The organism is Pseudomonas sp. GZD-209, assembly GCF_049310485.1.
GTDB lineage: Bacteria > Pseudomonadota > Gammaproteobacteria > Pseudomonadales > Pseudomonadaceae > Aquipseudomonas > Aquipseudomonas sichuanensis.
Map to the genome: position 1 here is coordinate 1 of NZ_JBMOWQ010000197.1, position 23,009 is coordinate 23,009.

At 64.6% G+C, this 23,009-nt stretch carries 21 protein-coding genes, 1 tRNA gene and 1 pseudogene; 10 read left to right on the forward strand and 13 right to left on the reverse strand.

Annotated elements, in window-relative coordinates; genetic code table 11:
• Positions 1-95: 95 nt before the first annotated feature.
• A complete protein-coding gene (gene efp, locus ACO6VM_RS20670) occupies positions 96-665 on the reverse strand; it encodes an elongation factor P (RefSeq protein WP_125463185.1) in 570 nt (189 codons plus the stop codon).
• A gap of 48 nt (positions 666-713) precedes the next feature.
• Positions 714-1,832, reverse strand: a complete 1,119-nt coding sequence (gene earP / locus ACO6VM_RS20675) for an elongation factor P maturation arginine rhamnosyltransferase EarP (RefSeq protein ID WP_422403745.1) — start codon at positions 1,830-1,832, stop codon at positions 714-716.
• Between the two features lie 134 nt (positions 1,833-1,966).
• On the opposite strand from earP, the gene ACO6VM_RS20680 reads away from it, so the two are divergent.
• Together ACO6VM_RS20680 and ACO6VM_RS20685 are read left to right on the forward strand one after the other, a co-directional pair.
• Positions 1,967-2,365 carry a hypothetical protein gene (locus ACO6VM_RS20680; RefSeq protein ID WP_401057812.1) on the forward strand — a complete coding sequence of 133 codons (399 nt, stop codon included), beginning with the start codon at positions 1,967-1,969 and terminating at the stop codon, positions 2,363-2,365.
• Position 2,366: 1 nt separating this feature from the next.
• Positions 2,367-2,849: a GreA/GreB family elongation factor gene (locus ACO6VM_RS20685; protein WP_401057810.1), complete on the forward strand. Its 483-nt coding sequence runs from the start codon at positions 2,367-2,369 to the stop codon at positions 2,847-2,849.
• 18 nt (positions 2,850-2,867) lie between these two features.
• Here the strand turns inward: ACO6VM_RS20685 and ACO6VM_RS20690 are convergent.
• A pseudogene (locus tag ACO6VM_RS20690) lies at positions 2,868-3,767 on the reverse strand (LysR family transcriptional regulator); the annotation flags it as partial.
• 118 nt (positions 3,768-3,885) lie between these two features.
• Between ACO6VM_RS20690 and ACO6VM_RS20695 the strand changes: the two are divergent.
• Complete coding sequence (locus ACO6VM_RS20695) at positions 3,886-4,641, forward strand: 3-oxoacyl-ACP reductase family protein (protein ID WP_401057889.1); 756 nt, start codon at positions 3,886-3,888, stop codon at positions 4,639-4,641.
• A 231-nt stretch (positions 4,642-4,872) separates the two neighbouring features.
• Here the strand turns inward: ACO6VM_RS20695 and ACO6VM_RS20700 are convergent, their stop codons facing one another.
• Positions 4,873-5,751, reverse strand: coding sequence for a LysR substrate-binding domain-containing protein (locus tag ACO6VM_RS20700; RefSeq protein ID WP_422403746.1), 879 nt, complete (start codon positions 5,749-5,751; stop codon positions 4,873-4,875).
• Between the two features lie 107 nt (positions 5,752-5,858).
• Here ACO6VM_RS20700 and ACO6VM_RS20705 point away from each other — a divergent pair, with 107 nt between their 5' ends.
• Positions 5,859-7,049 carry an MFS transporter gene (locus ACO6VM_RS20705; protein WP_401057805.1) on the forward strand — a complete coding sequence of 397 codons (1,191 nt, stop codon included), beginning with the start codon at positions 5,859-5,861 and terminating at the stop codon, positions 7,047-7,049.
• Between the two features lie 100 nt (positions 7,050-7,149).
• Here ACO6VM_RS20705 and ACO6VM_RS20710 read toward each other — a convergent pair whose 3' ends face one another.
• From ACO6VM_RS20710 to ACO6VM_RS20730, 5 genes are read right to left on the reverse strand one after another with little or no spacing between them, the layout of a single operon-like run.
• Positions 7,150-8,499 carry a TolC family outer membrane protein gene (locus ACO6VM_RS20710; protein WP_401057803.1) on the reverse strand — a complete coding sequence of 450 codons (1,350 nt, stop codon included), beginning with the start codon at positions 8,497-8,499 and terminating at the stop codon, positions 7,150-7,152.
• Between the two features lie 9 nt (positions 8,500-8,508).
• Positions 8,509-9,801 (reverse strand): HlyD family type I secretion periplasmic adaptor subunit, encoded by a 1,293-nt coding sequence (locus ACO6VM_RS20715; RefSeq protein WP_422403747.1) that lies wholly within the window; start codon positions 9,799-9,801, stop codon positions 8,509-8,511.
• Entirely contained in the window at positions 9,798-11,519 is a 1,722-nt protein-coding gene (locus tag ACO6VM_RS20720; protein ID WP_422403748.1) for a type I secretion system permease/ATPase, read from the reverse strand. The genes ACO6VM_RS20715 and ACO6VM_RS20720 overlap by 4 nt, the downstream gene beginning before the upstream one ends.
• 44 nt (positions 11,520-11,563) lie before the next feature.
• On the reverse strand, positions 11,564-11,941 hold the full coding sequence (locus ACO6VM_RS20725) for an AprI/Inh family metalloprotease inhibitor (RefSeq protein ID WP_422403749.1): 378 nt from the start codon (positions 11,939-11,941) through the stop codon (positions 11,564-11,566).
• Positions 11,942-11,993: 52 nt separating this feature from the next.
• Positions 11,994-13,451 (reverse strand): serralysin family metalloprotease, encoded by a 1,458-nt coding sequence (locus ACO6VM_RS20730; RefSeq protein ID WP_401057795.1) that lies wholly within the window; start codon positions 13,449-13,451, stop codon positions 11,994-11,996.
• Positions 13,452-13,893: 442 nt separating this feature from the next.
• Here ACO6VM_RS20730 and ACO6VM_RS20735 point away from each other — a divergent pair, with 442 nt between their 5' ends.
• Both ACO6VM_RS20735 and ACO6VM_RS20740 read left to right on the forward strand, forming a co-directional pair.
• Positions 13,894-14,271: a hypothetical protein gene (locus ACO6VM_RS20735; protein ID WP_347149142.1), complete on the forward strand. Its 378-nt coding sequence runs from the start codon at positions 13,894-13,896 to the stop codon at positions 14,269-14,271.
• A 195-nt stretch (positions 14,272-14,466) separates the two neighbouring features.
• Entirely contained in the window at positions 14,467-16,599 is a 2,133-nt protein-coding gene (locus ACO6VM_RS20740; RefSeq protein WP_401057793.1) for a TonB-dependent siderophore receptor, read from the forward strand.
• Between the two features lie 272 nt (positions 16,600-16,871).
• On the opposite strand, the gene ACO6VM_RS20745 is transcribed toward ACO6VM_RS20740, so the two are convergent.
• Positions 16,872-16,961, reverse strand: a tRNA-Ser gene (locus ACO6VM_RS20745).
• Between the two features lie 289 nt (positions 16,962-17,250).
• On the opposite strand from ACO6VM_RS20745, the gene ACO6VM_RS20750 reads away from it, so the two are divergent.
• From ACO6VM_RS20750 to ACO6VM_RS20760, 3 genes are all read left to right on the forward strand, one after another.
• Positions 17,251-17,940: a crotonase/enoyl-CoA hydratase family protein gene (locus ACO6VM_RS20750; protein ID WP_323830886.1), complete on the forward strand. Its 690-nt coding sequence runs from the start codon at positions 17,251-17,253 to the stop codon at positions 17,938-17,940.
• A 136-nt stretch (positions 17,941-18,076) separates the two neighbouring features.
• Positions 18,077-18,796 (forward strand): lysophospholipid acyltransferase family protein, encoded by a 720-nt coding sequence (locus tag ACO6VM_RS20755; RefSeq protein ID WP_401057791.1) that lies wholly within the window; start codon positions 18,077-18,079, stop codon positions 18,794-18,796.
• A 178-nt stretch (positions 18,797-18,974) separates the two neighbouring features.
• A complete protein-coding gene (locus tag ACO6VM_RS20760; RefSeq protein WP_347149138.1) occupies positions 18,975-19,946 on the forward strand; it encodes a magnesium and cobalt transport protein CorA in 972 nt (323 codons plus the stop codon).
• A gap of 60 nt (positions 19,947-20,006) precedes the next feature.
• Here the strand turns inward: ACO6VM_RS20760 and ACO6VM_RS20765 are convergent, their stop codons facing one another.
• Positions 20,007-20,741 (reverse strand): amidotransferase, encoded by a 735-nt coding sequence (locus ACO6VM_RS20765; protein WP_401057789.1) that lies wholly within the window; start codon positions 20,739-20,741, stop codon positions 20,007-20,009.
• A 528-nt stretch (positions 20,742-21,269) separates the two neighbouring features.
• On the opposite strand from ACO6VM_RS20765, the gene ACO6VM_RS20770 reads away from it, so the two are divergent.
• Positions 21,270-22,070 (forward strand): cytochrome c, encoded by an 801-nt coding sequence (locus ACO6VM_RS20770; protein ID WP_401057787.1) that lies wholly within the window; start codon positions 21,270-21,272, stop codon positions 22,068-22,070.
• 51 nt (positions 22,071-22,121) lie between these two features.
• Here the strand turns inward: ACO6VM_RS20770 and ACO6VM_RS20775 are convergent, their stop codons facing one another.
• A complete protein-coding gene (locus ACO6VM_RS20775; protein ID WP_110992570.1) occupies positions 22,122-22,454 on the reverse strand; it encodes a ribonuclease E inhibitor RraB in 333 nt (110 codons plus the stop codon).
• 185 nt (positions 22,455-22,639) lie between these two features.
• On the reverse strand, positions 22,640-22,876 hold the full coding sequence (locus ACO6VM_RS20780) for a hypothetical protein (RefSeq protein WP_401057785.1): 237 nt from the start codon (positions 22,874-22,876) through the stop codon (positions 22,640-22,642).
• Positions 22,877-23,009 lie beyond the last annotated feature (133 nt).

Sequence of the window (23,009 nt, forward strand, 5' to 3'; positions counted from 1 at the left end):
GCATCCTGGCGTGGGAGCGGGCTTGCCCCGCGATGTTTTTCAGGCACAAAAAAACCCGGCCGAGGCCGGGTTTTTCGTGCTCATCGCAAGAAGGATTACTTCTTGGAACGGCCCTTGAAGCTGTTGTCGCGAGTGTCGATGTCGATCCACTCGTCGATCTGGATGAAGTCGGCAACCGAGATCTCGGTACCGTTCTTCAGCTTGGCAGGCTTCATGACCTTGCCCGAGGTGTCGCCACGTGCGGCGTTCTCGGTGTAGACAACCTGACGGCTGATGGTGGTCGGCAGTTCTACCGATACCAGGCGGCCTTCGAAGAACACGGCTTCGCAGATGTCTTCCATGCCTTCTTCGATGTACGGCAGAACGGCGTCGATGTCTTCGGCGTTCAGTTCGTACATGGTGTAGTCGGAAGTGTCCATGAAGGTGTACGAGTCACCGCTGATGAACGACAGGGTCGCTTCTTTGCGATCCAGGATCACGTCGTCCAGCTTGTCGTCCGCACCGTATACGGTTTCGGTCTTGTAGCCGGTCAGCAGGTTCTTCAGCTTGGTCTTCATGATCGCGCTGTTACGGCCCGACTTGGTGAACTCAGCTTTCTGAACCAGCCACGGGTCGTTATCGATCCGCAGTACGGTACCGGGTTTCAGCTCTTTACCAGTTTTCATTACGAAGTATCCGAATCTGGATGGATTTATAAAAATCGAGGCCGCGTATCATAGCGAATTTCGGTAAAACTGTACCAGTCTCGTGGCGAGGTCCGGCTGAGCGGCCTGCTCGGCGCGCCACTGGCGGGCATGGCTGCACACTTCAGCCCAGTGCGGCTGCAGCCTTTGCCAGGCCTGCCCCATCGGCTGATCCATGTTCCAGGCACGCCACATCGCGGTCAGCGCCAGGCCAGCGGCATCCGACAGCCCGCGACGGTAGATGGCCAGGAAGGCTTCGAGTTTTTCCCAGTGGGCGTTCTCTTCCTGGATATAGATGTGCCACAGCATCGGCGCGCCGGCCCATTGCGCGCGCACGAACGAATCCTCGCCGCGCACGGCGTTGAAGTCGCAGCTCCACAGCAGCCTGTCGTAATCGTCCTGGCTGACGAACGGCAGCACCTGCACGGTCAAGGCGCCGCGCCGATGCAAGGCCCCCACGGGCAGCTCGGGCTCGCCCAGCCAGCGGCCCAGGTCACCCAGGATGCGCCCTTGCGGCACCAGCAGGTGAACCGGCTGCGCATCGGCCGCCAGCGCATCGAGCCAGTTGCACAACTGCGGGTTCTCGTAGGCGAACAGCGAAATCAGCCGCGCGCCGTCTGCGGGCACAACGCCTAACTCGGCGAGGAAGCTTGCGCGCTCGAACGCCTCGCGGCGCGGCAACAATGTGCGTTCGCGCAGCAGGCCACCGGTTTTTTCAGTGAAGCCCGGGAAGAAGAAGATCTTGCGCAGCCCGTTGGCCTGCGGCGAGGGCAGCCCATGGCAACCCTCGACCCAGTCCTCGGCACTGAGGTAGTCCAGGTTCAGCCACAAGGGCGGCTTGGGCTGCCGGGCCATGGCCTCGACGAACGCCGGCGGCAATTGGCAGGCAAAGGCCCCGATCACCACCTGTGCAGGCGCTGCGCCCTGCCATTCGGCGGCCCAGCGGCGCACCTCGACGCCCTCCTGCCATTGCTGGTCGGCATTGCAGTCCAGCGCCGGGCACAGGCGGGCGAAGGACTGCAGGTCATCCACCCACAGGCGCACGTCCAGCCCATGCTCGGCCACCAGTTGGCGGGCCAGGCGCCAGGTCACGCCGATGTCGCCATAGTTGTCGACGACCGTGCAGAAGATGTCCCAGGTGGTTTTCATCGCCACGTCCCGTTACCTGCAAAAAAGACCGCGGATTCTGCGCACAAATGCTCGCAGACAAAAGCGCCGCGCTAAAAAAACCTGCCACGCCATGCGACAATGCCGCCATCGATCCGCCCTGCCAGGAGGCCGCCATGCCCCGCTCCCGCGAACTGAAGATCACCCTCAAACCCGTGCAACTGATCCTGTGCGTCGCCTTCGGCCTGTGGCTGGGGGCCGTCGCCATCGCCCTGAGCCTGTGGCTGGCGCTGCGCCTGTGGCCGGAACAGGTGCAGCCGGTGGCCCAGGCGGTCGCCCCGGCCATCGTCCAGCCGGCGCCCGCCAGCGCGCCCGCGCAACCGGAAGATGCCCAGGCGCAGATGTTCGAACGCTACAAGGACATCCTGCACCAGCAGCAATTGCAACAGGCGGCCGAAACCGCCCAGGGCAGCCCGCGCAACCTGAACAACCCCAAGTGCCAGTTCTGGCTGCAACAGAACCGCACCGCGCCGACCGACAAGAGCCAGGCCAACGTGCTGGAGTTCTGCTACTGAGATGAACAAGACCAGCCTGCTGCCGCGCATCATCGCCACCCTCGAGCACGACATGGAAGTGCTGCGCCAGGCGGCCCAGACTGCCTACGAAACGGCCACCGCCGAAGAGAACATCGCCGAGAACAAGTACGACACCCTGGGGCTGGAGGCGTCCTATCTGGCCACTGGCCAGGCCCGGCGCACCGCCGAGATCCGCCAGGCGCTGCTGACCTACCAACAACTGGTGCTGCGCGACTATGACCCGGCGCGGGGCATCCAGATCGGCTGCCTGGTAACGCTGGAGGACGAAGACGGCCGCCAGCGCCTGCTGTTCCTCGGGCCGGAAGGGGCCGGGCTGAAGATTGGCGAAGGTGATGGCCTGGTGACGGTGATCACCCCGCGTGCGCCGCTGGGGCAGCAACTGCTGGGCAAGAGGCTGGATGACGAGGTGAGCCTGGTGGTGAATGGCGTCGTGCAGGTGCAATTCATTATCGCCGTTGCCTGATCCATCGCCATCGCGGGGCAAGCCCTGTTCGGCAAACTGCTCCACCACAAAATCGATGAACGCCCGGGTCTTGCCCGGCAACAGCTTGTGTTCGGCGTAATACAGGCTGATGTTGCCATCGTCCACGTACCAGTCCGGCAGCACGCGCTGCAGCTTGCCCTCGGTCAGGTACGGCAAGGCAAACGGCAAACTCACCAGGGCAATCCCCAGCCCCTGCCCGGCCACGGCGCAGGCGGCATCGGAGTCGCTCATGGTCATGCTCTGCGGCAATTGCAGCGGGCATTGCTCCTGCCAACGGCTGGTCAGCGGCCAGGCACGCACGCGGCCGGTCTGCGGCGAACGGATCAGGATGCCTTCATGCTGCGCCAACGCACTGGGATGCTCGATCGGCGGGCGCCGCTGCAGGTACGCCGGCGCCGCCACCAGCACCCGGTGCGCCGGGGTCAGCTTGCGCGCCACCACTCCCAGCGGCAACTCGAAACCACCACCGATGGCGGCATCGAAGCCCTGCCCGATCAGGTCGACCTGGCGGTTGTCGAAATGCCAGTCCGGGGTGATCGCCGGGTAACGCCGCAAGAACGCCCCCAGCAACGGCAGCACATACAGCCGCCCGAACACCGTGCCCATGCTCACCCGCAGCACACCCGCCGGCTGGCCCTCGGCACTGGCCAGGTTGGCCATGGCGTACTGGATGGTGCGCAAGCTGTCGCTGACTTCCCCCAGAAAGCGTTGCCCCGCCTCGGTCAGGGTCAGCTTGCGGGTACTACGCTGGAACAACCGCACGCCCAGGCGCGCTTCCAGCTGGGCGACGTTCTTGCCGACCGCCGCCGGGGTCAGCGACAGGCGCCGGGCGGCTTCGGCAAAGCTGCCCACTTCAGCGCTGCGAACAAAGCATTCAAGGTGACTGAACGATTCCATGGCTCGGATTCTAAACCAACGGTTTACTCAGATGATCGTGATTACCATCTTATCAGTGGGTAATCATCGGTCGATACTGCGCCCATCCAAGGCAACCTGCCTTGCTTGAATACTGGAGATCAGCATGTCCCAAGCACTTCCCCTGAGCGGCAAAGTGGCCCTGGTCCAGGGCGGTTCCCGTGGTATCGGCGCGGCCATCGTCCGCCGCCTGGCCCGCGACGGCGCCAAGGTAGCCTTCACCTATGTCAGCTCCGCCGCCACCGCCGAAGCCCTGGCCGGCGAGATCACTAACGCCGGCGGCCAGGCCCTGGCCCTGCGCGCCGACAGCGCCGAGGCAGCCGCCGTGCAGCAGGCCGTGGCCGACACGGTCAAGGCCTTCGGTGGGCTCGATATCCTGGTCAACAATGCCGGCGTGCTGGCGGTGGCGCCGGTGGCCGAGTTCGACCTGGCCGATTTCGACCGCATCCTGGCGGTAAACGTGCGCAGCGTGTTCGTCGCCACCCAGGCCGCCGCGAAACACATGGGCCAGGGTGGGCGGGTCATCAACATCGGCAGCACCAATGCCGAGCGCATGCCGTTTGCCGGCGGCGCGCCGTATGCCATGAGCAAGTCGGCGCTGGTCGGCCTGACCAAAGGCCTGGCCCGTGACCTGGGGCCCCAGGGCATCACCGTGAACAACGTGCAGCCAGGGCCGGTGGACACCGACATGAACCCGGCCAGCGGCGAGTTCGCCGACAGCCTGATCCCGCTGATGGCCATCGGGCGGTATGGGCATGTGGAGGAGATCGCCAGCTTCGTGGCCTATCTGGCCGGGCCGGAGGCGGGCTATATCACCGGCGCCAGCTTGACCGCCGATGGTGGGTTCTCGGCCTGAGGATACAAAGCAGGCTGAAGGGGCAGCGTAATTTGTGTGGGAGCGGGTTTACCCGCGAAGCAGGCGGCGCGGTGGATGGCACCGGCTCTGCCGGTGTTCGCGGGTAAACCCGCTCCCACAGGATACGCGCCGCGTTGACGCCCAGCGTTGTAACTGTGAGAGCGCATTCTGCGATGAGTTAAACGCAGGCAGTACAAGACAGTTGCTCCTACAGTGGACGTGCAAGCCCGTTTAGTCTGACCCCAGACTCTGCTCCATCACCTCAAGAAACGCCCGCGCCGCCGGCGTCGGGCTGGGCGACCACACTGCATACAAATGCCGTACCGGCGCATCCAGCAACGGCACCACCGCCACCCCGGCAAAACCCCGGGCGATCCGCTCCGGCACCAGCCCCACGGCCATGCCGCGCTGGACGAACTTTTCCACCAGGCGAATATGGCCGATCTCGAACTGCACCCGATGCACCAACCCCGCGGCCTGGAATGCTTCGTCGGTCTGCCGGCGCGCGCCAGTGCCTTCGGGGAAGTCCACCAGCACCTCGGCGGCCAGGTCCGCCAGGGCCAGCTGCGCCCTGCCCGCCAGGGCATGGGTGGGCGGCAGCACCGCCACCAGTTCCTCACGCGCCAGCAGGCGATGCTGCACGCCCTGCAACACTTCGCCCTGCCACAAACCAACAAACCCCACATCCAGGCGCCGCTCGCACACGTCGGCCATCAGCAGCTCGCTCTTGGCGGTCAGCCAGCGCACGTCCACGTCCGGGTGGCGGCGATGGAACACCGCCAGCAGGTCGACCAGGTCGAGCGCGGTGAGCGAACTGATTTCGCCGATCGACAGGCGCCCGCGCACCTGGCCACAGGCGGCGGCCACGTCATCGGCAATGCGCCTGGCGGCCTCCAGCGCCGGCCGCGCACTGAGCACGAAAGCTTCGCCGGCATGGGTCAGGCGTACCCGCCGCGAGCTGCGCTCGAACAGGCTGACCCCCAGCTGCGCCTCCAGCCGCGCCACCTGGTGGCTGAGCGCCGACTGCACCACATGGCAGCGCTCGGCAGCACGGGTGAAACTGCCGGTGTCGGCCACCGCCAGGGCGTATTCGAGCTGCTTGAGATTCATCGATCTATCTGCTTTTTAGATGGACACGCTGAAAACTATACATTGGCGTCATGCCAGACACTTCCTGATACTTGTCGCCATTCCACCTTGCCTGCCACGAGACAACCATGAACGCCCCCACTCTCAGCCGCGCCCTGATCCTGCTGATGGCCACCGCCACCGGGCTGGCCGTGGCCAGCAACTACTACGCCCAACCGCTGTTGCATAGCATCGCCGAGCAGTTCGGCCTGAGCACCGCCGGTGCCGGCACCATCGTCATCGCCGCCCAGCTCAGCTATGGCGCCGGCCTGTTGTTGCTGGCACCGCTGGGTGACCTGTTCGAACAGCGCCGGTTGATCGTGACCATGGTGCTGATCGCCACCGCCGGCCTGGTCATCAGCGCCTGCGCCCCCAGCCTGCCCTGGCTGATCCTCGGCACCGCGCTGACCGGGCTGTTCTCGGTGGTGGCGCAGATCCTCGTGCCGATGGCCGCCGCCCTCAGCGCCCCGGACCAGCGCGGCCGCGCCGTGGGCACGCTGATGAGCGGCCTGCTGCTGGGCATTCTGCTGGCGCGCACCGCCGCCGGCTTCATGGCCGAACTGGGCGGCTGGCGCAGCATCTACGTACTGGCCGCAGTGCTGATGGCGCTCACCGCCCTCGCCCTCTACCGCAGCCTGCCGCAACACCACAGCCATGCCGGGCTGAAGTACCCGGCGCTGATCGGCTCGGTGTTCCGCCTGTTCATCGAAGAGCCGGTACTGCGCCTGCGTTCGCTGCTGGGGCTGCTGGCGTTCAGCCTGTTCGCGCTGTTCTGGACGCCGCTGGCGTTCCTGCTGAGCAGCCCGCCGTACCACTATTCCGACGCAGTGATCGGCCTGTTCGGCCTGGCCGGTGCGGCCGGGGCGCTGGCAGCCAACTGGGCCGGGCGCCTGGCCGACCGCGGCAAGGGCTCGCTGGGCACCACGGTAGGCCTGGTGGCGCTGCTGCTGTCGTGGCTGCCGCTGGCCTTTGCGCAAAGCTCGCTGGCGGCGCTGCTGCTGGGCGTGCTGCTGCTGGACCTGGCGGTGCAGCTGGTGCACGTGAGCAACCAGAATGCGGTGATCGTGCTGCGCCCTGAAGCGCGTACACGGCTCAATGCCGGCTACATCACCTGCTATTTCATCGGTGGCGCGCTGGGCTCGCTGCTGGGGACGCAGTTGTTCCAGCTGCATGGCTGGAACGGGATTGTCGTCGCCGGGGTGGTGATCGGCGCCGTGGCGCTGGCGGTGTGGGGGTTGGCGGAGCGCAAACGGGTGAAGTTGCAGCCTGAGGTGGCCTGACTTCCAGGACCGGCAATGGCTTTCATCGCCGACTGACACGGGCACCGCAGTGTGTCTTTCGCGGGTAAATCGCAGCGGCGAACCCCAGCTCCCACAGGGGTCACAGCTTGCTGACGATGAACGCCTCATCCACCCGCGCCAGCTGCGTCTCGCTCAACACCCCCGCCTGGTAGTGCAGCTTGATCCAGGCCAGCAGGTAGTCATACCGCGCCTGGGCCAGGTCGCGGCGGGTGGTGGCCAGCTGCTGCTCGGCATTGAGCACATCCAGGTTGACCCGCTCACCGCCCTGCACGCTCTTGCGCGTCGACACCACCAACGCCTCGGCCGCCACCTGGGCACGCTCGTAGGCACGCAGGCGGCTGGCCCCGGACTGGCAGGCGTTGTACTGCCTGCGCAGCTCGATCAAGGCGCTGCGGGTAGTGCCGTCCATGGCGTACTCGGCCTGCTCCAGCTGCCGGCTGGCCTGGCGGGTCGAGGCCGTGACAGCGCCACCGGCGAAGATCGGCACGCTGACCTCGATGCCGACGGTGTTGGTGTCGTAGCGCTGGTTGTAGGTGTTACCGCTGTCCGACTCCTGGCGCCGCGAGGTGGCGTACGCAGTGACCCTGGGCAGGTGCCCGGCGCGGTTGCGTTCCACTTCCTGACGCGCCACTTCCACCGCCTGACGCGACGATGCCAGCTGTGGATTGTTGGCCACGGCCCGTTCCTGCCAGGCGTCATAGCCGCTGGGCTCGACCGGCGGCAGGACGAAGCCGGCGGAAAGCGGCGCCAAGTCCTCGACCCGCACCGCAGGCTCGCCGATCAACGCGCCCAGCTCGCGCAGCGCGGCATCCTGCTCGTTGCGCGCCTGGATCTCCTCGGCATCGGCCAACTCGAACCGGGCCTGGGCTTCGAGGATGTCGGTGCGGGTGCCTTCGCCGGCATCGAACAGCCGTTGGTTCTGCTGGAACTGCTGGCGGTAGGCCTGTTTGCTGGCCACGCTGATGGCGATCTGGTCCTGGGCGAACAGTGCCTTGGTGTAGCTGGTCATCACCCGCACCAGCAGTTGCTGGCTCTGATCGCGGAAGTTTTCGTCGGCGAACAGCGCCTGGGCCACGCCCTTGCGGTAGCTCGAATAGGCTTGGTAATCGAACAAGGGCTGCTGCAGGGTGAAGCTCGAGCCCATGCTGTTGTAGGTGCGGTCCTCGGTCTGGCGCCGCGAATCCCCCAGGTAGGACACCTCGGAATCGTTGCGCCCGCGGTTGTAGTTGTACGACAGGCTCGGCAGCAGCCCGGCGCGGCCGATGTCACGGTAGGCCTGGCCGGCCTCGTGTTCCTTGAAGGCGGCCAGGTAGGTCGGGTCGCGGCGCAGCGCCTGCTCGTAAACCTGGAACGGCCCCATGGCCGCCTGCGCGGCCGTCGGCAGCCAGGCGCAGGCCGCCAGCAGCCCGATCAATTGCAGCTTGTTCACACGCAGTCCTTATTGTTCGGTCAAGGCGCTGCCTGCACGGTCGAGCAGGGGCTTGAACAGGTAGTTGAGCAGTGAGCGTTCGCCGGTACGTACGAACAGTTCGGCGGGCATGCCCGGGCGGATCGACAGCCCTTGCAGGCGTGCCAGCGCCGCATCGCTGACGCTGCTGCGCAGTACGTAATACGGCTGGCCGGTGCGTTCGTCGATCAGCTGGTCGGCCGACACCAGCGCCACTTCGCCGGTCACCCTGGGCGTGCGGTTCTGGTTGAACGCGGTGAACAGGATGTCCACCGGCAGCTGTGGCGCCACCTTGTCCACCAGGTTGACCGGCAGGCGCCCTTCCACCTCCAGCGCGGTGCCCTGGGGGACGATTTCCAGCAAGGTGTCACCGGCGCGCACCACCGCGCCCTCGGTGTGCACGCCCAGGTTCACCGCGATGCCGTCGGCCGGAGCGAGGATCTCGCTGTGCTGCAGGTCGAAACGCGCGGAATTGAGCTGCTGTTCGAGCGTCGCCGCTTTCACCTGGGCCTCGGCCAGCTGGCTGCGCACTTCTTTCTGGTACTCCTCGCGGCGCTGCTGCAGGTTGAGCCGCGCCTCGACGATCACCTGTTCAAGCCGTGCGCTTTCGCCAGCGTTCTGCGCCAGGTCGCGCTGCACCTGCGACAGCTGGCGCTGGTACTCCAGCACCCGGTTGCGCGGAATGTAACCCTCGCCGGCCAGCGGGCGCAGGCTGTCCAGCTGCTCGCGCAACGAATCGGCCTGGGCCTGCAGGTCGCCGCGGGCGCGGCGCATGCCGGCCAGTTGGGCCTGAGAGCCATCGATGCTGGCAGCCAGTGCGCCCTGCTCGCGGGCCAGGGCCTGGCGCCGGCTGTCGAACAACTGGCGCTGGCCTTCGAGGATCAGCCCCAGCCTGGGGTCGGCATCGGTGCTGAGCTCGGCGGGAAACTGCAACTGGCCAAGGTTGTCGCGCTCGCTCTGCCAGCGCGCCAGGCTGGCGCGGCTCATGCGGTACTGGGCCTGCAGCGCGTCGACATCGGCCTGCACCTGGGTGCGGTCGAGGCGAAACAGCGGCTCGCCCTGGCGCACCTGCTGGCCCTCGCTGACCAGGATCCGGCTGACCACGCCGGCAGCCATGGACTGCACCGCCTTGCGCTTGCCCGACACCACCACCGTGCCTTGCACCGGCACGCCCTGATCGAGCGGCGCCAGACTTGCCCAGGCCATGAACCCGCCAAAGCCGACCAGGGTCAGCAGCCACCCCAGACGTACATGGAAACGCGCATCGCGCTCATGCCGGCTCATGCGCCACCTCCGGCCTGCAATGGGCGTTGCGCCGAGCCCTGGCCAAGGGCGTGGAGAATGTCGCGGGCCGGGCCGAAGCCCTGCATGCGCCCTTCGTTGAGCACCAGCAGTTTGTCGGCCTGGGCCAGTGCCGCGCTGCGGTGCGTCACCAGCACCACGGTGCGGCCCTGGGCCTTGAGCTGCATCAGGGCGCTGGCCAGGGCGGCTTCGCCGGGGCTGTCGAGGTTGGAGTTGGGCTCGTCGAGCACGATCAGGCAGGGGTTGCCGTACAGCGCGCGGGCCAGGGCAATGCGTTGCTTCTGCCCGCCGGACAGGTCGGCGCCCGCCTCGCCCAGGCGGGTGTCGTAGCCCTGGGGCAGGCGCAGGATCAGCTCATGCACCCCGGCCAGGCGCGCGGCTTCGACCACTTTCTGGCCATCCAGCTCGCCGAAGCGGGCGATGTTCTCGGCAATGCTGCCGCGCAGCAGCTCGATGTTCTGCGGCAGGTAGCCGAGGTGCGGGCCAAGGGCTTCACGGTCCCATTGTTTGAGCTCGGCGCCATCCAGGCGCACATGCCCGGCCAGGCTCGGCCACACGCCGACCAGCACCTTGGCCAGGGTCGACTTGCCCGAGCCCGAGGCCCCCAGCACGCCCAGCAGTTCACCCGGCGCCAGGCTGAAGCTCACCTGCGCCAGCGTGGCCAGGTTGCGCCCGGGCGGGCCGGCGCTGAGCTGCTCCACCGCCAGGGCACCGCTGGGTGCCGGCAACGGCATGGGCGCAGGCGGCTCGGGGTGATCGTGCAACAAGCTGCCCAGGCGCTGGTAGGCCAGCTGGGCGCCGCTCCACTGCTTCCACACCGCGATCAGCTGGTCTATCGGGCTGAGCACCCGGCCCATGAGGATGGAGCCGGCGATCATCATGCCGGGGGTCATCTGCCCCTCGATCACCAGCAGTGCGCCCAGGCCCAGTACCAGCGATTGCAGGCACAGGCGCAGGCCTTTGCTGCTGGCGGTGATCACCGCCGAGGTGTCGCTGGCGCGGTTCTGCAGGTCGAGGAAGCGCCCGTGCAGGGCGAACCAGCGCTGGCGCAGGGCGCCGAGCATGCCCATGGCCTGGATGCTTTCGGCGCTCTGCAGCTGGCTGGCGGCGAGCATGGTCGATTGCTGCTGGACGTTGCTGGCCTCGGCCAGGGTGGCATGGGTCAGCCGCTCGTTGAGCAAGGCCAGGCCGATCAACAGCAGAGCGCCGACCGTGGCCATCACCCCGAGCCACACATTGAACAGGAAGATCACCGCCAGGTAGAGGGGGAACCAGGGGGCATCGAAGAAGGCGAACAACGCAGGCCCGGTGACGAACTGGCGCAGTTGGGTGAGGTCGTTCAACGCTTGCCCGGCAGCGCCGTCACGCTGGCGCAAGTTACGCTCGAAGGCCGCGCGATACACACTCAGGTTGAAACTTTTCTCCAACTGGTTACCCACGCGAATAACAATGAAACTGCGCACCGCCTCGAGTGCGCCGATATATACGAAGAAACCAACGACCATCAAGGTCAGCATCCACAACGTTGTAGTGTTCTGCGAACTCAGTACACGGTCGTACACTTGCAACATATAAATGGAAGGTACCAGCATCAATACATTGATCAGTGCGGTAAAACAGCCAACGCTGATCAAGGTCGACTTGTAGTTGCCGAGCGCCGCCCACAAGGGTGCCCCGGGCTTTTGGCTCGGTTGTTTCATGTTTCGCCCTTATTGGCCCGGCACTGCAAAGTGCCGGGCGGGGGTTATGGGTGCTGGCGTTCTAGTATCAGCGGCGTGCCGTCTGGAGCAGTCCAGGCATAGCGCAGGGCGCCTTCGCGGCTGAAGTGCACCACGCTGCTGCCGTCCCCGCCCACCAGAGCCAGGGTGTCCGGGGTTACCAGCCAACTGCCGGGGCGCAGGCCGATCAGCTGCGCGACACAATCCAGGTCGCCTTCCAGCTTGCCTTCGCTGGCTTTAAGGCGCAGCTGACAGGCCTGCGCTTGCTGGCTTTCAGGGTAAAGCTGCCAACGCCCGGCCAGTTGCGCGGGGTTGGGGAGTAACAGGCTGCTGGCCATACTGACCTCGGTCATCACCATCAGGAGGATCGCCCACACGGCGATCATTGGTTTGCAAAAAGGCATGCGTCAACCTCAGCTCAAAAGGGGCGGCGCACACACGCCGCCCCCTCGTGCATCAGACCACGATGTCGCTGACAGCGGCCTGGCCAACGGTGGTCACCAGGAAATCGCCGAGGCCGTTTCCGATGAAATCGATGGTCAGGCTACCCAGGTTGGTGGCCTGGTCGTAGCTGAGGATCGCCTCGCCGGCATGGCCGGTGAAGGCGTTGACGAACTGCAGCGGCAGCTTGTCCACGGCGAAGGCGGCCATGCCCGACAGGTCGATCTTGTCCTGGCCGCTGGTGAAGTCCATGATCCGGTCCGGTGCCGCCTTGGCCGAATCACTGACCGCGCCGAACACGAAGGTGTCCGCGCCGGCGCCGCCCCACAGGGTATCGGCACCGCCACCGCCGTAGATGATGTCGTTGCCGGCCCCGCCCTTGAGCAGGTTGGCCACGGCATTGCCGATCAGCAGGTCGTTGCCCGAACCGCCGAAGGCATTCTCCACGGTGACGCCCTTGGCGATGGACACGTTGCCGACCATGCCGCCCACGTCGGAGAACGACGCCTCGTTGAGGTTGATCTTCTGGTTCTGGGTGAAACCGGAGAAGTCCAGGGTGTCGTTGCCGCCGCCGTCCCACACCGCGAACACCACCTTCGACGCCGCCGAGGTGGCCGAGTAGAAGTCGCGATCGGCGGTGGCGTTGAAGCCATACACCGTGTCGCCCGAGCGGGTCGCGTAGTTGGCGCCGTAGAGCTTCTGGATCGCCGCGATATCGTCCAGCAGTGGCGCCGAGGCGTAGTACTGCCCGCCGCCCTTGACGAAGTTCTGCGAGGTGTTGCTCTCGCTCCAGTAGCTCATGACGCTGTAGCCGCGGGTGTCCTGGGCGTAGCTGGCGTCGCGGTAGGTCGGGTTGCCATTGCCAGCGTTGTAGTCGCCGGGGTGGGACAGCCCGAGCACGTGGCCGATTTCGTGGGTGAGGGTCTGGCGCCCGTAGTTGCCGGTGCCCGGGGTGGTGTTGACCTGGTAGCCGCTGTTGATCAGGTACCAGGATTCACCCTTGTGCGAGCCCGGCTCGTCGAACGGCAGGTAGGCAAAGGCCGCGCCGCCGTCGTTGGCGCTGTAGTTGCCGAAGGTCATGTGACCGTCGCCGCCCGACGCCGCCTCGGTGAAGGTCACCTTGGCCACGTCCGCCCAGGACTGCATGGCGAGCTTGGCCTGGTCCTTCTGCAGGCTGCTGAACTGGCTGAAGCTGCCCAGTTCACGGCTGTAGAAGTCCGACGGTGCGCGGTTGAGGAAGGTGTAGGTGAGGCTGATGGTGCCGTCCTTGTTCAGGTCTTTCCAGGCCGCGCCATCGCGCAGGATGAAATCGGCCGCCTGGTCGACGGTGTAGGACGCTTTGCCGTTGATGTTGGCGCCGCCGCGATCGTACTGATGGGCGAAACGGTCGATCAAACCGGCGGAGGTACTCGGCCCGTGCGGTTGTAACGCAGAAGTGGCCGAAACACTGGCATTAACTTGGACTTTCGACATGCAGGTTACTTCCTTGTTTACGAACAAGCAGTTGATGTCAGACAGGAATCTCCCACTTGGCGAGTTCATCCTGTCACTCGCCCTTATGAGGCGCAAAAAAACTGACACAAAGTGAAACTTTCTGTCCAGCATTTTCTGACAGACTTTTTTCGTTTGTGAACACCGGCACTGCGATGTCGTTATTTGCGCAAACTGTTATTACCCCGGCAAACCTGGATAAAACCATGAGCCCAATTAATGACTCAGTGGTTTTTATTCATCCGCTCGAAGTTTACTTATGAAAATGCGACCACTTGATGTTCATTCGAAGCATCATTTCGTTTAGGCGCTTTACTGCGCGACAACCGGCCGCACGACCCTCCGTCGCCTGGCCGTTGACTTGCCCGCGCCCACGGCGCTCATTAGGCGTTGGTCAAAAGCCCTTTCCCGACAGGACGACACGATGACAAGACTCACGGTGCAATCCGGCGATTTCTTGCAAGGTGAAGGCGAGTATCGCAACGGAGCGCTCACACTCAAGACCCCGCGCAGCCCCTCGCCTGGCGAGCGCATTTCTCTCACACGCATCCAGGAGCTGAAACTGGCCAACCTGGAATCGACCCGCAGCCTCGGCGGCGCCCTGGGTTGGGGCATGGCCGGGGCACTGGTGGCTGGGCCGGTCGGCCTGCTCGCCGGCCTGCTGCTGGGTGGCAAGGAGGACGAAGTGACCTTCATCGCCACCTTCAAGGATGGGCGCAAGCTGCTGGCCATCACCGATGGCAAGACCTGGTCGAAGATCGACGACAACTGGCGCCGGCAGCAACGGCCAGTCGCCGCCTGAATTCACCCGGGGCCCATACGTTTTCTCCCTGAGTGCCTGCGTTTGCAGGCACTTGCCCGTGCGCGCCTGTTAACATGGCGCCCTTTTGCATCCGCCTGACCGGCGCAACGCCGGCGGGCTACCCCTGCCCGACACCTGCCCTGCCGACCGCCGCCGACCGATAACGGCGGCGTCGGTATTTTCAAGGAGCCCCGCATGACCCCGCTTCGCCCCCGCCTGCCCCTTGGCCTGCTCGGCCTTGGCCTTGCCCTGCACAGCGCCCATGCCCTGGCAGCAGACAGCGTGACCCTGGCGCCGGTAAAGGTCACCGAGGTGTACGGCAGTGATGGCTACCAGGCCCGCGAGGCGCAGGTCGGCGGGCTGCACAATGCGCCACTGCTCGATACCCCGGCGGCGGTCAGCGTGTTCAGCCGCCAGCTGCTCGACGACCGCCAGGTGCGCAAATTGAGCGAAGTGCTGCAGAGCGACGCCTCGGTGGGTGAAAGCTATGCGCCGGTCGGTTACTACGAGAACTTCAACGTGCGCGGTTTCGAGCTCAATGCCGCCAGCAGTTACCGGATCAACGGCCAGACCATCGCCGGTGAGCAGAACGTGGCACTGGAAAACAAGCAGCAGGTCGAGCTGCTCAAGGGGCTGTCGGGGTTGCAAAGCGGCGTATCGGAGCCTGGCGGGCTGGTCAACTACGTGACCAAGCGCACCGAAGACGTGCGCACCCTCAGCGTTTCCAGCAACGAACAGGGCGAACGCTACCTGGCCACCGACCTGGGCGGCTGGTTCGGCGCCGAGCGCCAGTTCGGCCTGCGCGTCAACCTGGCCCATGAGGACATCCGCAGCTATGTCGACCATGCCGACGGCAAACGCGACTTCGCCTCGCTGGCCGCCGACTGGCAGATCAACCCCGACGCCGTGCTGGAACTGGACGCTGAATACCAGCACCGCGAGCAGTACTCGGTGCCGGGCTACCAACTGCTGGGCGGCAGCCAACTGCCACACAATATCGACCCCAAGGACCACCTGGCCTGGCAGCAGTGGGCCAAGCCGGTGCAGAACGACTCGCTGAACCTGGGCGGGCGCTTCAAGTACCGCTTCAACGATGACTGGAACGGTACCTTGAGCGCGTCGCGCAGCAAGGTGGTGATCGATGACTACAGCGCGTTTGCCTGGGGCTCCAGTGAAGGCGCGTTCTTTGCCAGCAACGGCGACTACGACATCTATGACTTCCGCAGCCCCGACGACACCCGGCGCACCGACGAGGCCCAGGCCATGCTCGATGGCCGCTTCGAGGCGTTCGGCGTAGGCCACGAACTGACGGTTGGTGCCAGCGCCCAGCGTCGCACCCTCGACCAGCGCTCGTACTACAACGAGTGGCTGGGCACGGGCAACATCTACACCGGTGCACCGGCGCTGGCGCCGTCCGACAAGCCCATCGGCAACAGCGAACGCCGCCTGGACAGCCGCCAGTACGGCCTGTTCGTCAGTGACCGCATCACCTTCAACGAAAACTGGCAGACCGTCATCGGCGCTCGCGAAGTGCGCCTGGACGAGAAGACCTGGGATGAAAACGGTATCGCTGGCCGGCATACCCGGCAGTACCAGTTGCTGCCCAATGCCGCGCTGATCTACAAGCCGCAGGCGGATACCACGCTGTACGCCAGCTACTCCAAAGGCCTTTCCAGTGGCGGCACCGCGCCCTGGTTCGCCAGCAACGCCGCCGAGATCCTCGCCCCCACCCTGTCGCGCCAGCTGGAAGTGGGTATCAAGCGCGACTGGCAGGGCATGAGCTTCAGTGCCGCGCTGTTCCAGATCCGCCAGGCCTACCAGTACGCGCAGCCGCAGGACGACGGCAGCTTCGCCTATGTGCAGCAGGGCCAGCAAAAGAACACCGGCCTGGAACTGGGCGCCAGCGGCTGGGTGACCTCGAAACTGCAGCTTCAGGCCAGTGCCGCGGCGATCCGCGCCCGGGTGCAGGACAGCGGCACCGACGCCTACGAAGGCCACCAGGCGATCAACGTGCCACGCCTGCGCGCCGCGCTGCACGCCGACTACGCCCTGCCCGTGCCGGGCCTGGCGCTGCTCGGCGGCGCGCGCTACAGCGCCAGCAAATACGCCAGCCAAGCCGGCAACGTCGAAGTCGGCGGCTACACCGTGTTTGACCTCGGCAGCCGTTACAGCACCCGCATCGGCGGCTACGACACGGTGCTGCGCCTGACCGTGGACAACGTGTTCGACAAGCGCTACTGGCGCGACGTGGGCGACTACCTGGGGGACAACTACCTGTTCCAGGGCGCACCGCGCACTGCGCGACTGTCGGCGTCGGTGAGCTTCTGACTCGAAGCGCCTCCTGTGCAAGCGGCGGTTCGCCGCTGCGATCAACCCGCGAAGCATGGCACCGGCGCTGCCGGTTTTCGCGGGTGAACCCGCTCCCACATGGACCGCGCTAACCTCGGGGCAAGCATCGTACCTGTGGGAGCTGGCTTGCCAGCGATGAGACCAGCACTGACAACATAAGACAGTTGCTCCCACAGGGTTTCATGGGGCTGACGGATCAGCCAAAACAAAAAGCCCCCGAACCTTTCGATTCGGGGGCTTCTCGTAGAATGTGGCGGTGAAGAAGGGATTTGAACCCTTGATACGATTTCTCGTATACACACTTTCCAGGCGTGCTCCTTCGACCACTCGGACACTTCACCGTTTCTCTTCAAGCTGTTTAGCCTGTCGAGGCGCGCTAATTTAGTAGAAGAGTCTTTCTTTGGCAAGCATTTTTTTCAGAATTTTCATGCGCTTAAGCCAATTGGCCGAATTCTCTCGGTTATCAAGGCAAAGCTGCCATTGTGGCCTGCGCTTTTACCTGCAGCAGATGCGCCGGCCCGATGGCGCGAGGGGTAGCGGCCTGGCGCTGACCAACCGGTCAGCCTTGGTGCTTTACCTGGCAGGCGACGCTGGGTAACGTCGTCGCCACGCCCCCCTAAGGACTCTGCCATGAGCGAGCTGATTACCTACCACGCCGAAGACGGCATCGCCACCCTGACCCTGAACAACGGCAAGGTCAACGCGATCTCGCCGGAGGTCATCAAGGCGTTCAACGCCGCGCTCGACCGCGCCGTCGAGGAACGTGCAATCGTGATCATCACCGGCCAGCCGGGCATTCTCTCCGGCGGTTACGACCTCAAGGTAATGACCGCCGGCCCTAAAGAAGCCGTCGGGCTGGTCACCGCTGGCTCCACCCTGGCCCGCCGCCTGCTCTCGCACCCCTTCCCGGTGATCGTCGCCTGCCCTGGCAACGCCGTGGCCAAGGGCGCCTTCCTGCTGCTGTCGGGCGACTACCGCATCGGTGTCGAAGGCCCCTACAAGATCTGCCTGAACGAAGTGCAGATCGGCATGACCATGCACCATGCCGGTATCGAACTGGCCCGTGACCGCCTGAGCCGTGCAGCCTTCCAGCGTTCGGTGAACAATGCCGAGGTGTTCGACCCGCAGGGCGCGGTGGACGCTGGCTTCCTCGACAAGGTGGTGCCGGCCGAGCAACTGCTGGAAACCGCCACCGCGGTCGCCCGCGAAATGAAGAAGCTGAACATGCTGGCGCACAAGAACACCAAGCTGAAGGTGCGCAAAGGCCTGCTGGAGCTGCTGGACGAGGCCATCCTGGCGGACCAGAACCACCTGGGCTGATTGGCTGCCCAGAACGCCTGTGGGATCGGCCTTGTCGGGCCGTTCCTACAGACAAGACATCAAGCCTCCCACAGCATTTGCCGCCAACAGTGCACGTCCGTACACTGCGCCGCGATCGTTCTGTGTGAGTCGTACCATGCTTTATCTGCTTCGCATGCTCCTGCTGGGGCTGCATTTCCTGCTGGTGGGAGTGCTTGGCCTGGTCATCGGCCTGCTGCGCCCGTTCAACCCCGACAACAGCCGCCTGTTCGCCCGCCTCTACAGCGTGCCCGCCGCCTGGTTCATGGGCATCAAGGTCAAGGCCGAGGTCGGCCCGTTGTGGGACCAGCCCCCGGGCTGCGTAATCATTGCCAACCATCAGTCCAACTACGACCTGTTCATCATTGGCCAGGTGGTGCCGCGGCGCACCGTGGCCATCGGCAAGAAAAGCCTGGGCTGGGTACCGCTGTTCGGCCAGCTGTTCTGGCTGGGCGGCAACGTGCTGATAGACCGTAAAAACAGCTTTCAGGCACGCCAGGCCCTGCAGGCGACTACCCGCACCTTGCACCACGACACCTCGATCTGGGTCTTCCCCGAGGGCACGCGCAACCCGGGCGAACAGCTGTTGCCGTTCAAGAAAGGCGCGTTCCACATGGCCCTCGAAGCCGGCGTGCCGATCGTGCCGGTGTGCGTCAGCCGTTACACGCGGCGCATGGGCCTGAACAGCTGGCGCCGGCGCACGGTGATCATTCGCTCGCTGGCGCCGATCGCCACCGCAGGCCTGACCCAGCAGGACCTGCCCGACTTGATCAAGCAGTGCCAGGCGCAGATGCAGCATTGCATCGACCATATGGAAAACGAGCTGCCAGGCAACTGAGCCTGGCTCTCGGGCCCATCGCCGGCAAGCCGGCTCCCACCTCGACCGCGTGCGCCACCATATAGGAGCTGCGGCTTGTCGGCGTTAAGGCCTGCGCAAATCTTCATGTCTACGGGTTGCCCCAAGCGCCCACACAGCCCAAGCTGTTCGTCGTGTTCAACCGAATAAGCGGACAACCATGGGTCGAGTCGTCGCGTCTGCGGTGTACAGCGCGGGCAGGAAAGTCACCAACATCAGCCTCGATGAAGGCGCCGAGTGGGCACGCAAGCCCGGGCATTTCGTCTGGATCGGCCTTGAAGAGCCCAATGCCGAGGAGCTGGCCAACCTGCAGCGTCAGTTCGGCCTGCATGAGCTGGCGATCGAAGACGCCCTGGAAAAACACAGCCGGCCGAAACTCGAAACCTTCGGCGACGCGCTGTTTATCGTCACCTACTCCCCGGTACGCCACGAGGGTCGGCTGGAGTTCATCGAGACCCACATCTTTGCCGGCAACGGCTACATCATCACCTGCCGCAACGGCCATTCGAAATCCTATGCCCTGGTGCGCCAGCGTTGCGAGGCGCGCCCGCTGCTGCTCGAACACGGTGAAGATTTCGTGCTGTACGCCTTGCTCGACTTCGTCACCGAGAACTACCAGCCCGTCAGCGAAGCCATCCACGGCGAGATCGAAGAGCTGGAACAGAGCGTGCTGAGCAACTCGCTCAAGGAAGAGGATATCCAGCGCCTGCACAGCCTGCGCCGCGACATCCTGCGCCTGCGCCGCTACGTGGCGCCGATGGTCGAGGTGAGCGAGGAGCTGCAGCGCCTGAACTTTCCGTTCATCGACAAGAACATGCGCCCGTACTTTCGCGACGTGCAGATCCACGTCACGCGGCAGATGGAGGATTTGGCCGGCATCCGCGACATCGCCAGCCAGACCATCGAGATCGGTATGCTGCTGGAGTCATCGCGCCAGAGCATCACCCAGCGCAAGTTCGCGGCCTGGGCGGCAATCCTGGCGTTCCCCACGGCGATTGCCGGGATCTACGGGATGAACTTCCAGAACATGCCGGAGCTGGGCTGGCATTACGGCTATTTTGCCGTGCTCAGTGTGATCGGGCTGGGGTGTGCGGGGTTGTTCTACAGTTTCAAGCGTTCGGGCTGGCTGTAGAACGCATCGCGGGGCAAGCCCGCTCCCACGCCCATGGGAGTGGGCTTGCCCCGCGATCGATCACGCAGCGTCAGGCTTGGACTTGGCCGGCTGCTGGATGAAGCGCAGCATCCACTCGCCCACCAGGTCACCCTGGTGCTCGGTGGCCAGGCTGGCCACGGCTTTCTGATAGACCTCTTCACCCAGGTAGTCCTGGCGCGCATCGAGCAATGCGCGGGAATAGTCGTGGACAAACTCCGGGTGGCCCTGGAAGCACAGCACCTGATCGCGAATGTGATAGGCGGCGTTCGGGCAGAAATCGCTGGAGGCGATCACCGTTGCATCCTTGGGCAGCTGGGTGACCTGGTCCTGGTGGCTGATCAGCAGGGTCAGCTCGGACACTTGCGGGTCCATCCACGGGGCATGGGCCGCCAGGCTGTAGCGATGAATACCCACACCCCAGCCCTTGTCGGCGCGCTCGGCCTTGCCGCCGAGGGTCAAGGCCAGCAGTTGATGGCCGAAGCACACGCCCAGCAGCTTTTCGCCGCGCTCATACAGTTTGAGCAGGTAGGCCTTGAGGGTCTGGATCCACGGGTCGTCGCCGAACGAGTCGGCTTTGCTGCCTGTGACCAGGTAAGCATCGAAGGCTACGCCGTCCGGGGGGTAGTCGCCGTTCATGACGTTGTAAACGTCAAACTCGGCAGCAATCGGCTGACGCGAAAACAGCTGCTCGAACATCCTTCCGTAGCCCTGGTACTGCGTGAGCAGCTCCGGTCGCAAGACATCGGTTTCAAGGATGCAGATGCGTAACGACATAGCGGTAGTCCTGAACGACATGTGGGTGGGATTTGCTGTAAAGACTGACGCGAAATATCAGCACAAGCAAGTAGGATGTCCGGACGAACGGTAGGCCCTGTAACCCTCGGTAACCCCCTGCGCGCACTCGTCTAGCCAGAGCGTGCCAGCGAGGTGGCCAGTGGCCTTAAAACGCTCGGATATCAATGGCAAGCCCAATAGAACAAAGGGTTCTGAAACATCCCTGACGCGCGCCCTACTGTTGGTTGTATATCGACAAAACACGAGGCAAGCAGCGACGGCGTCTTACCACGCCACTGCGATCGACCCGACGCGTGACAGGGAAGCCAAGGGTTATTCAGGAATAACAACAAGAAGGCGGTCCGCCATGTTCAGACAATCGAAAGTACGCCAAGCCGGGCTCATTCTGTTCGCTACCACACTGCTGCTCATTCTGCCGAACCTCACCCGGCTGTTTGGCTGACGGTGGCTGTGGCCTTTGCGGGCAGTGCACGGGTAATCTGCCGACCTTGATGGTTGGAGACCCCCATGCGCCTGTACCTCGCCCTGCTCTGCCTGTTGCTCACACCGCTGCTTTCGGCGGCGCAGTTGAACCTGGAGCTGGGTGAAAAGCACCAGCAATGGCAGAGCGAGCAACTGCTCCACCACCCACAAGCCCGCGACATCACCATTGAACAGGATGTGGCCTACAAACGCGCAGTGCATTACCGCGCAGTGCCCCTTGCGGCGCTGCTCGAAGGGGTGAGCGCGGCCGATCACCTGCAAGCCGTGGCCCTGGATGGTTTCGCCGCCGAAATGCCGGCTGCTGCGCTGCTGCAAAGCGGCCCGGCCCAGGCCTGGCTGGCCATCGAAGACCCCGCCCATGGCTGGCCGCCGCTCGCCGCCGGCAAGCCGAGCGCCGGGCCGTTCTACCTGGTTTGGACCAACCCGCAGGCCAGCGGTATCCGCCCCGAACAATGGCCGTTCCAGATCGCCACGATCCGCCGCCTGGCTGCGGTGGAGGTGCGCTTCCCTGCCCTGCTGCCCGCCCCCGCGTTGCCTGAGCACGACCCGGTGCGCCAGGGCTTCGCGCTGTTCCAGCAGAACTGCCTGGCCTGCCACCGCCTCAATGGCGCAGGCGACGCGCAATTCGGCCCGGACCTGAACCTGCCGCACAACCCCACCGAGTATTTCCAGCCGGCGTTCCTGCGCCAGTACATCCGCGACCCGCAGAGCCTGCGGCGGTGGCCGCAGGCAAGGATGCCGGGGTTTTCCACGCAGGTGCTGAACGAGCAGGAGCTCGATGCGTTGCTGGCGTATCTGAAACATATGGCGGGACGTAAACAGTGAAGCCTATCTTGCGCTGACTGCAGGAGCGGCCTTGTGCCGCTCCTGCAGGCCTCAGGCGATCGGCCGCTCCTGCTTGACGCCCCAGCCTTCGACCTCGCCGCCATAGGGCGAAACTACGCGTTCGAACGATGCCTCGAAAGCGCCAATCCCCCCGTAGGTGGCATACATGACCTTGCTCAGTTCCAGATGCCAGGCGCCATCGTCACGCTCGCTCACCTGGGCACTGAGCGACTCCCCACGGAACTGCCCCGCCGCCCGGCGCGCGCAGGCCTCGTCGGGGAAAACGGCATAGAACTCGATGGGGTGGATGCGGGTGAAGTCAAAACCGCCAGCTTTCATCTGGCTAAGGACACTGCTGCTGATATCGTCGTTCAGGCTGCTCATGAAACGTCCTCCTGCAATGCAATGGATAGACTTTCCGTGCACAACGCACTTGCCTGGCACTTGAGACTTGCCTGGCGTTTAGAGCTGATGCAAAACGAGAATGAAGACGACGCGGGTCCGCAGATTAGGCCCACGCCTTCATGCAGCGTAGTGCCTGAGCCGGCACCTCGCCAGAAACCCGTTGTTCAGGGGGCTTCCTGAATAGCAGTGATGGTGACGCCGCTCTGCTCCTTGAGCCAACGTGCAGTCGGGGAAAAGCTGCGGTCTTGAAAATCGTTGAGGTCCAGTTCATCCATCAGCGGAAACAAACGGGAGCGAATAGCCCGTGCGGCATCTTCCTCACTGGGGCGCTGCTCGGCGGTGAGCAACAGCGATTGCGGTTCGCCCTTCTGGTCAGCAAAGCGCACTTCCCACTCTTTCATCGATCAGCCCTCGCTACCACTACGGTGAGTGAAACTGCGTACTAACTTGACCGTGACAAGGGGGCAATTGTTCAGCCCCAAGCATGAAACCTGATAAAAAAAGCCCGCCGGGTCAGGGCGGGCTTTTTCGATG

Coding starts and splice junctions, on each gene's coding strand:
- ACO6VM_RS20700 (WP_422403746.1), bottom strand. CDS start 5,751: ATGAATCTCAAGCAGCTCGAATACGCCCTGGCGGTGGCCGACACCGGC.
- ACO6VM_RS20740 (WP_401057793.1), top strand. CDS start 14,467: ATGACCCCGCTTCGCCCCCGCCTGCCCCTTGGCCTGCTCGGCCTTGGC.
- ACO6VM_RS20705 (WP_401057805.1), top strand. CDS start 5,859: ATGAACGCCCCCACTCTCAGCCGCGCCCTGATCCTGCTGATGGCCACC.
- ACO6VM_RS20685 (WP_401057810.1), top strand. CDS start 2,367: ATGAACAAGACCAGCCTGCTGCCGCGCATCATCGCCACCCTCGAGCAC.
- ACO6VM_RS20755 (WP_401057791.1), top strand. CDS start 18,077: ATGCTTTATCTGCTTCGCATGCTCCTGCTGGGGCTGCATTTCCTGCTG.
- earP (WP_422403745.1), bottom strand. CDS start 1,832: ATGAAAACCACCTGGGACATCTTCTGCACGGTCGTCGACAACTATGGC.
- ACO6VM_RS20775 (WP_110992570.1), bottom strand. CDS start 22,454: ATGAGCAGCCTGAACGACGATATCAGCAGCAGTGTCCTTAGCCAGATG.
- ACO6VM_RS20765 (WP_401057789.1), bottom strand. CDS start 20,741: ATGTCGTTACGCATCTGCATCCTTGAAACCGATGTCTTGCGACCGGAG.
- ACO6VM_RS20680 (WP_401057812.1), top strand. CDS start 1,967: ATGCCCCGCTCCCGCGAACTGAAGATCACCCTCAAACCCGTGCAACTG.
- ACO6VM_RS20760 (WP_347149138.1), top strand. CDS start 18,975: ATGGGTCGAGTCGTCGCGTCTGCGGTGTACAGCGCGGGCAGGAAAGTC.
- ACO6VM_RS20725 (WP_422403749.1), bottom strand. CDS start 11,941: ATGCCTTTTTGCAAACCAATGATCGCCGTGTGGGCGATCCTCCTGATG.
- ACO6VM_RS20735 (WP_347149142.1), top strand. CDS start 13,894: ATGACAAGACTCACGGTGCAATCCGGCGATTTCTTGCAAGGTGAAGGC.
- ACO6VM_RS20730 (WP_401057795.1), bottom strand. CDS start 13,451: ATGTCGAAAGTCCAAGTTAATGCCAGTGTTTCGGCCACTTCTGCGTTA.
- ACO6VM_RS20780 (WP_401057785.1), bottom strand. CDS start 22,876: ATGAAAGAGTGGGAAGTGCGCTTTGCTGACCAGAAGGGCGAACCGCAA.
- ACO6VM_RS20720 (WP_422403748.1), bottom strand. CDS start 11,519: ATGAAACAACCGAGCCAAAAGCCCGGGGCACCCTTGTGGGCGGCGCTC.
- ACO6VM_RS20770 (WP_401057787.1), top strand. CDS start 21,270: ATGCGCCTGTACCTCGCCCTGCTCTGCCTGTTGCTCACACCGCTGCTT.
- efp (WP_125463185.1), bottom strand. CDS start 665: ATGAAAACTGGTAAAGAGCTGAAACCCGGTACCGTACTGCGGATCGAT.
- ACO6VM_RS20715 (WP_422403747.1), bottom strand. CDS start 9,801: ATGAGCCGGCATGAGCGCGATGCGCGTTTCCATGTACGTCTGGGGTGG.
- ACO6VM_RS20750 (WP_323830886.1), top strand. CDS start 17,251: ATGAGCGAGCTGATTACCTACCACGCCGAAGACGGCATCGCCACCCTG.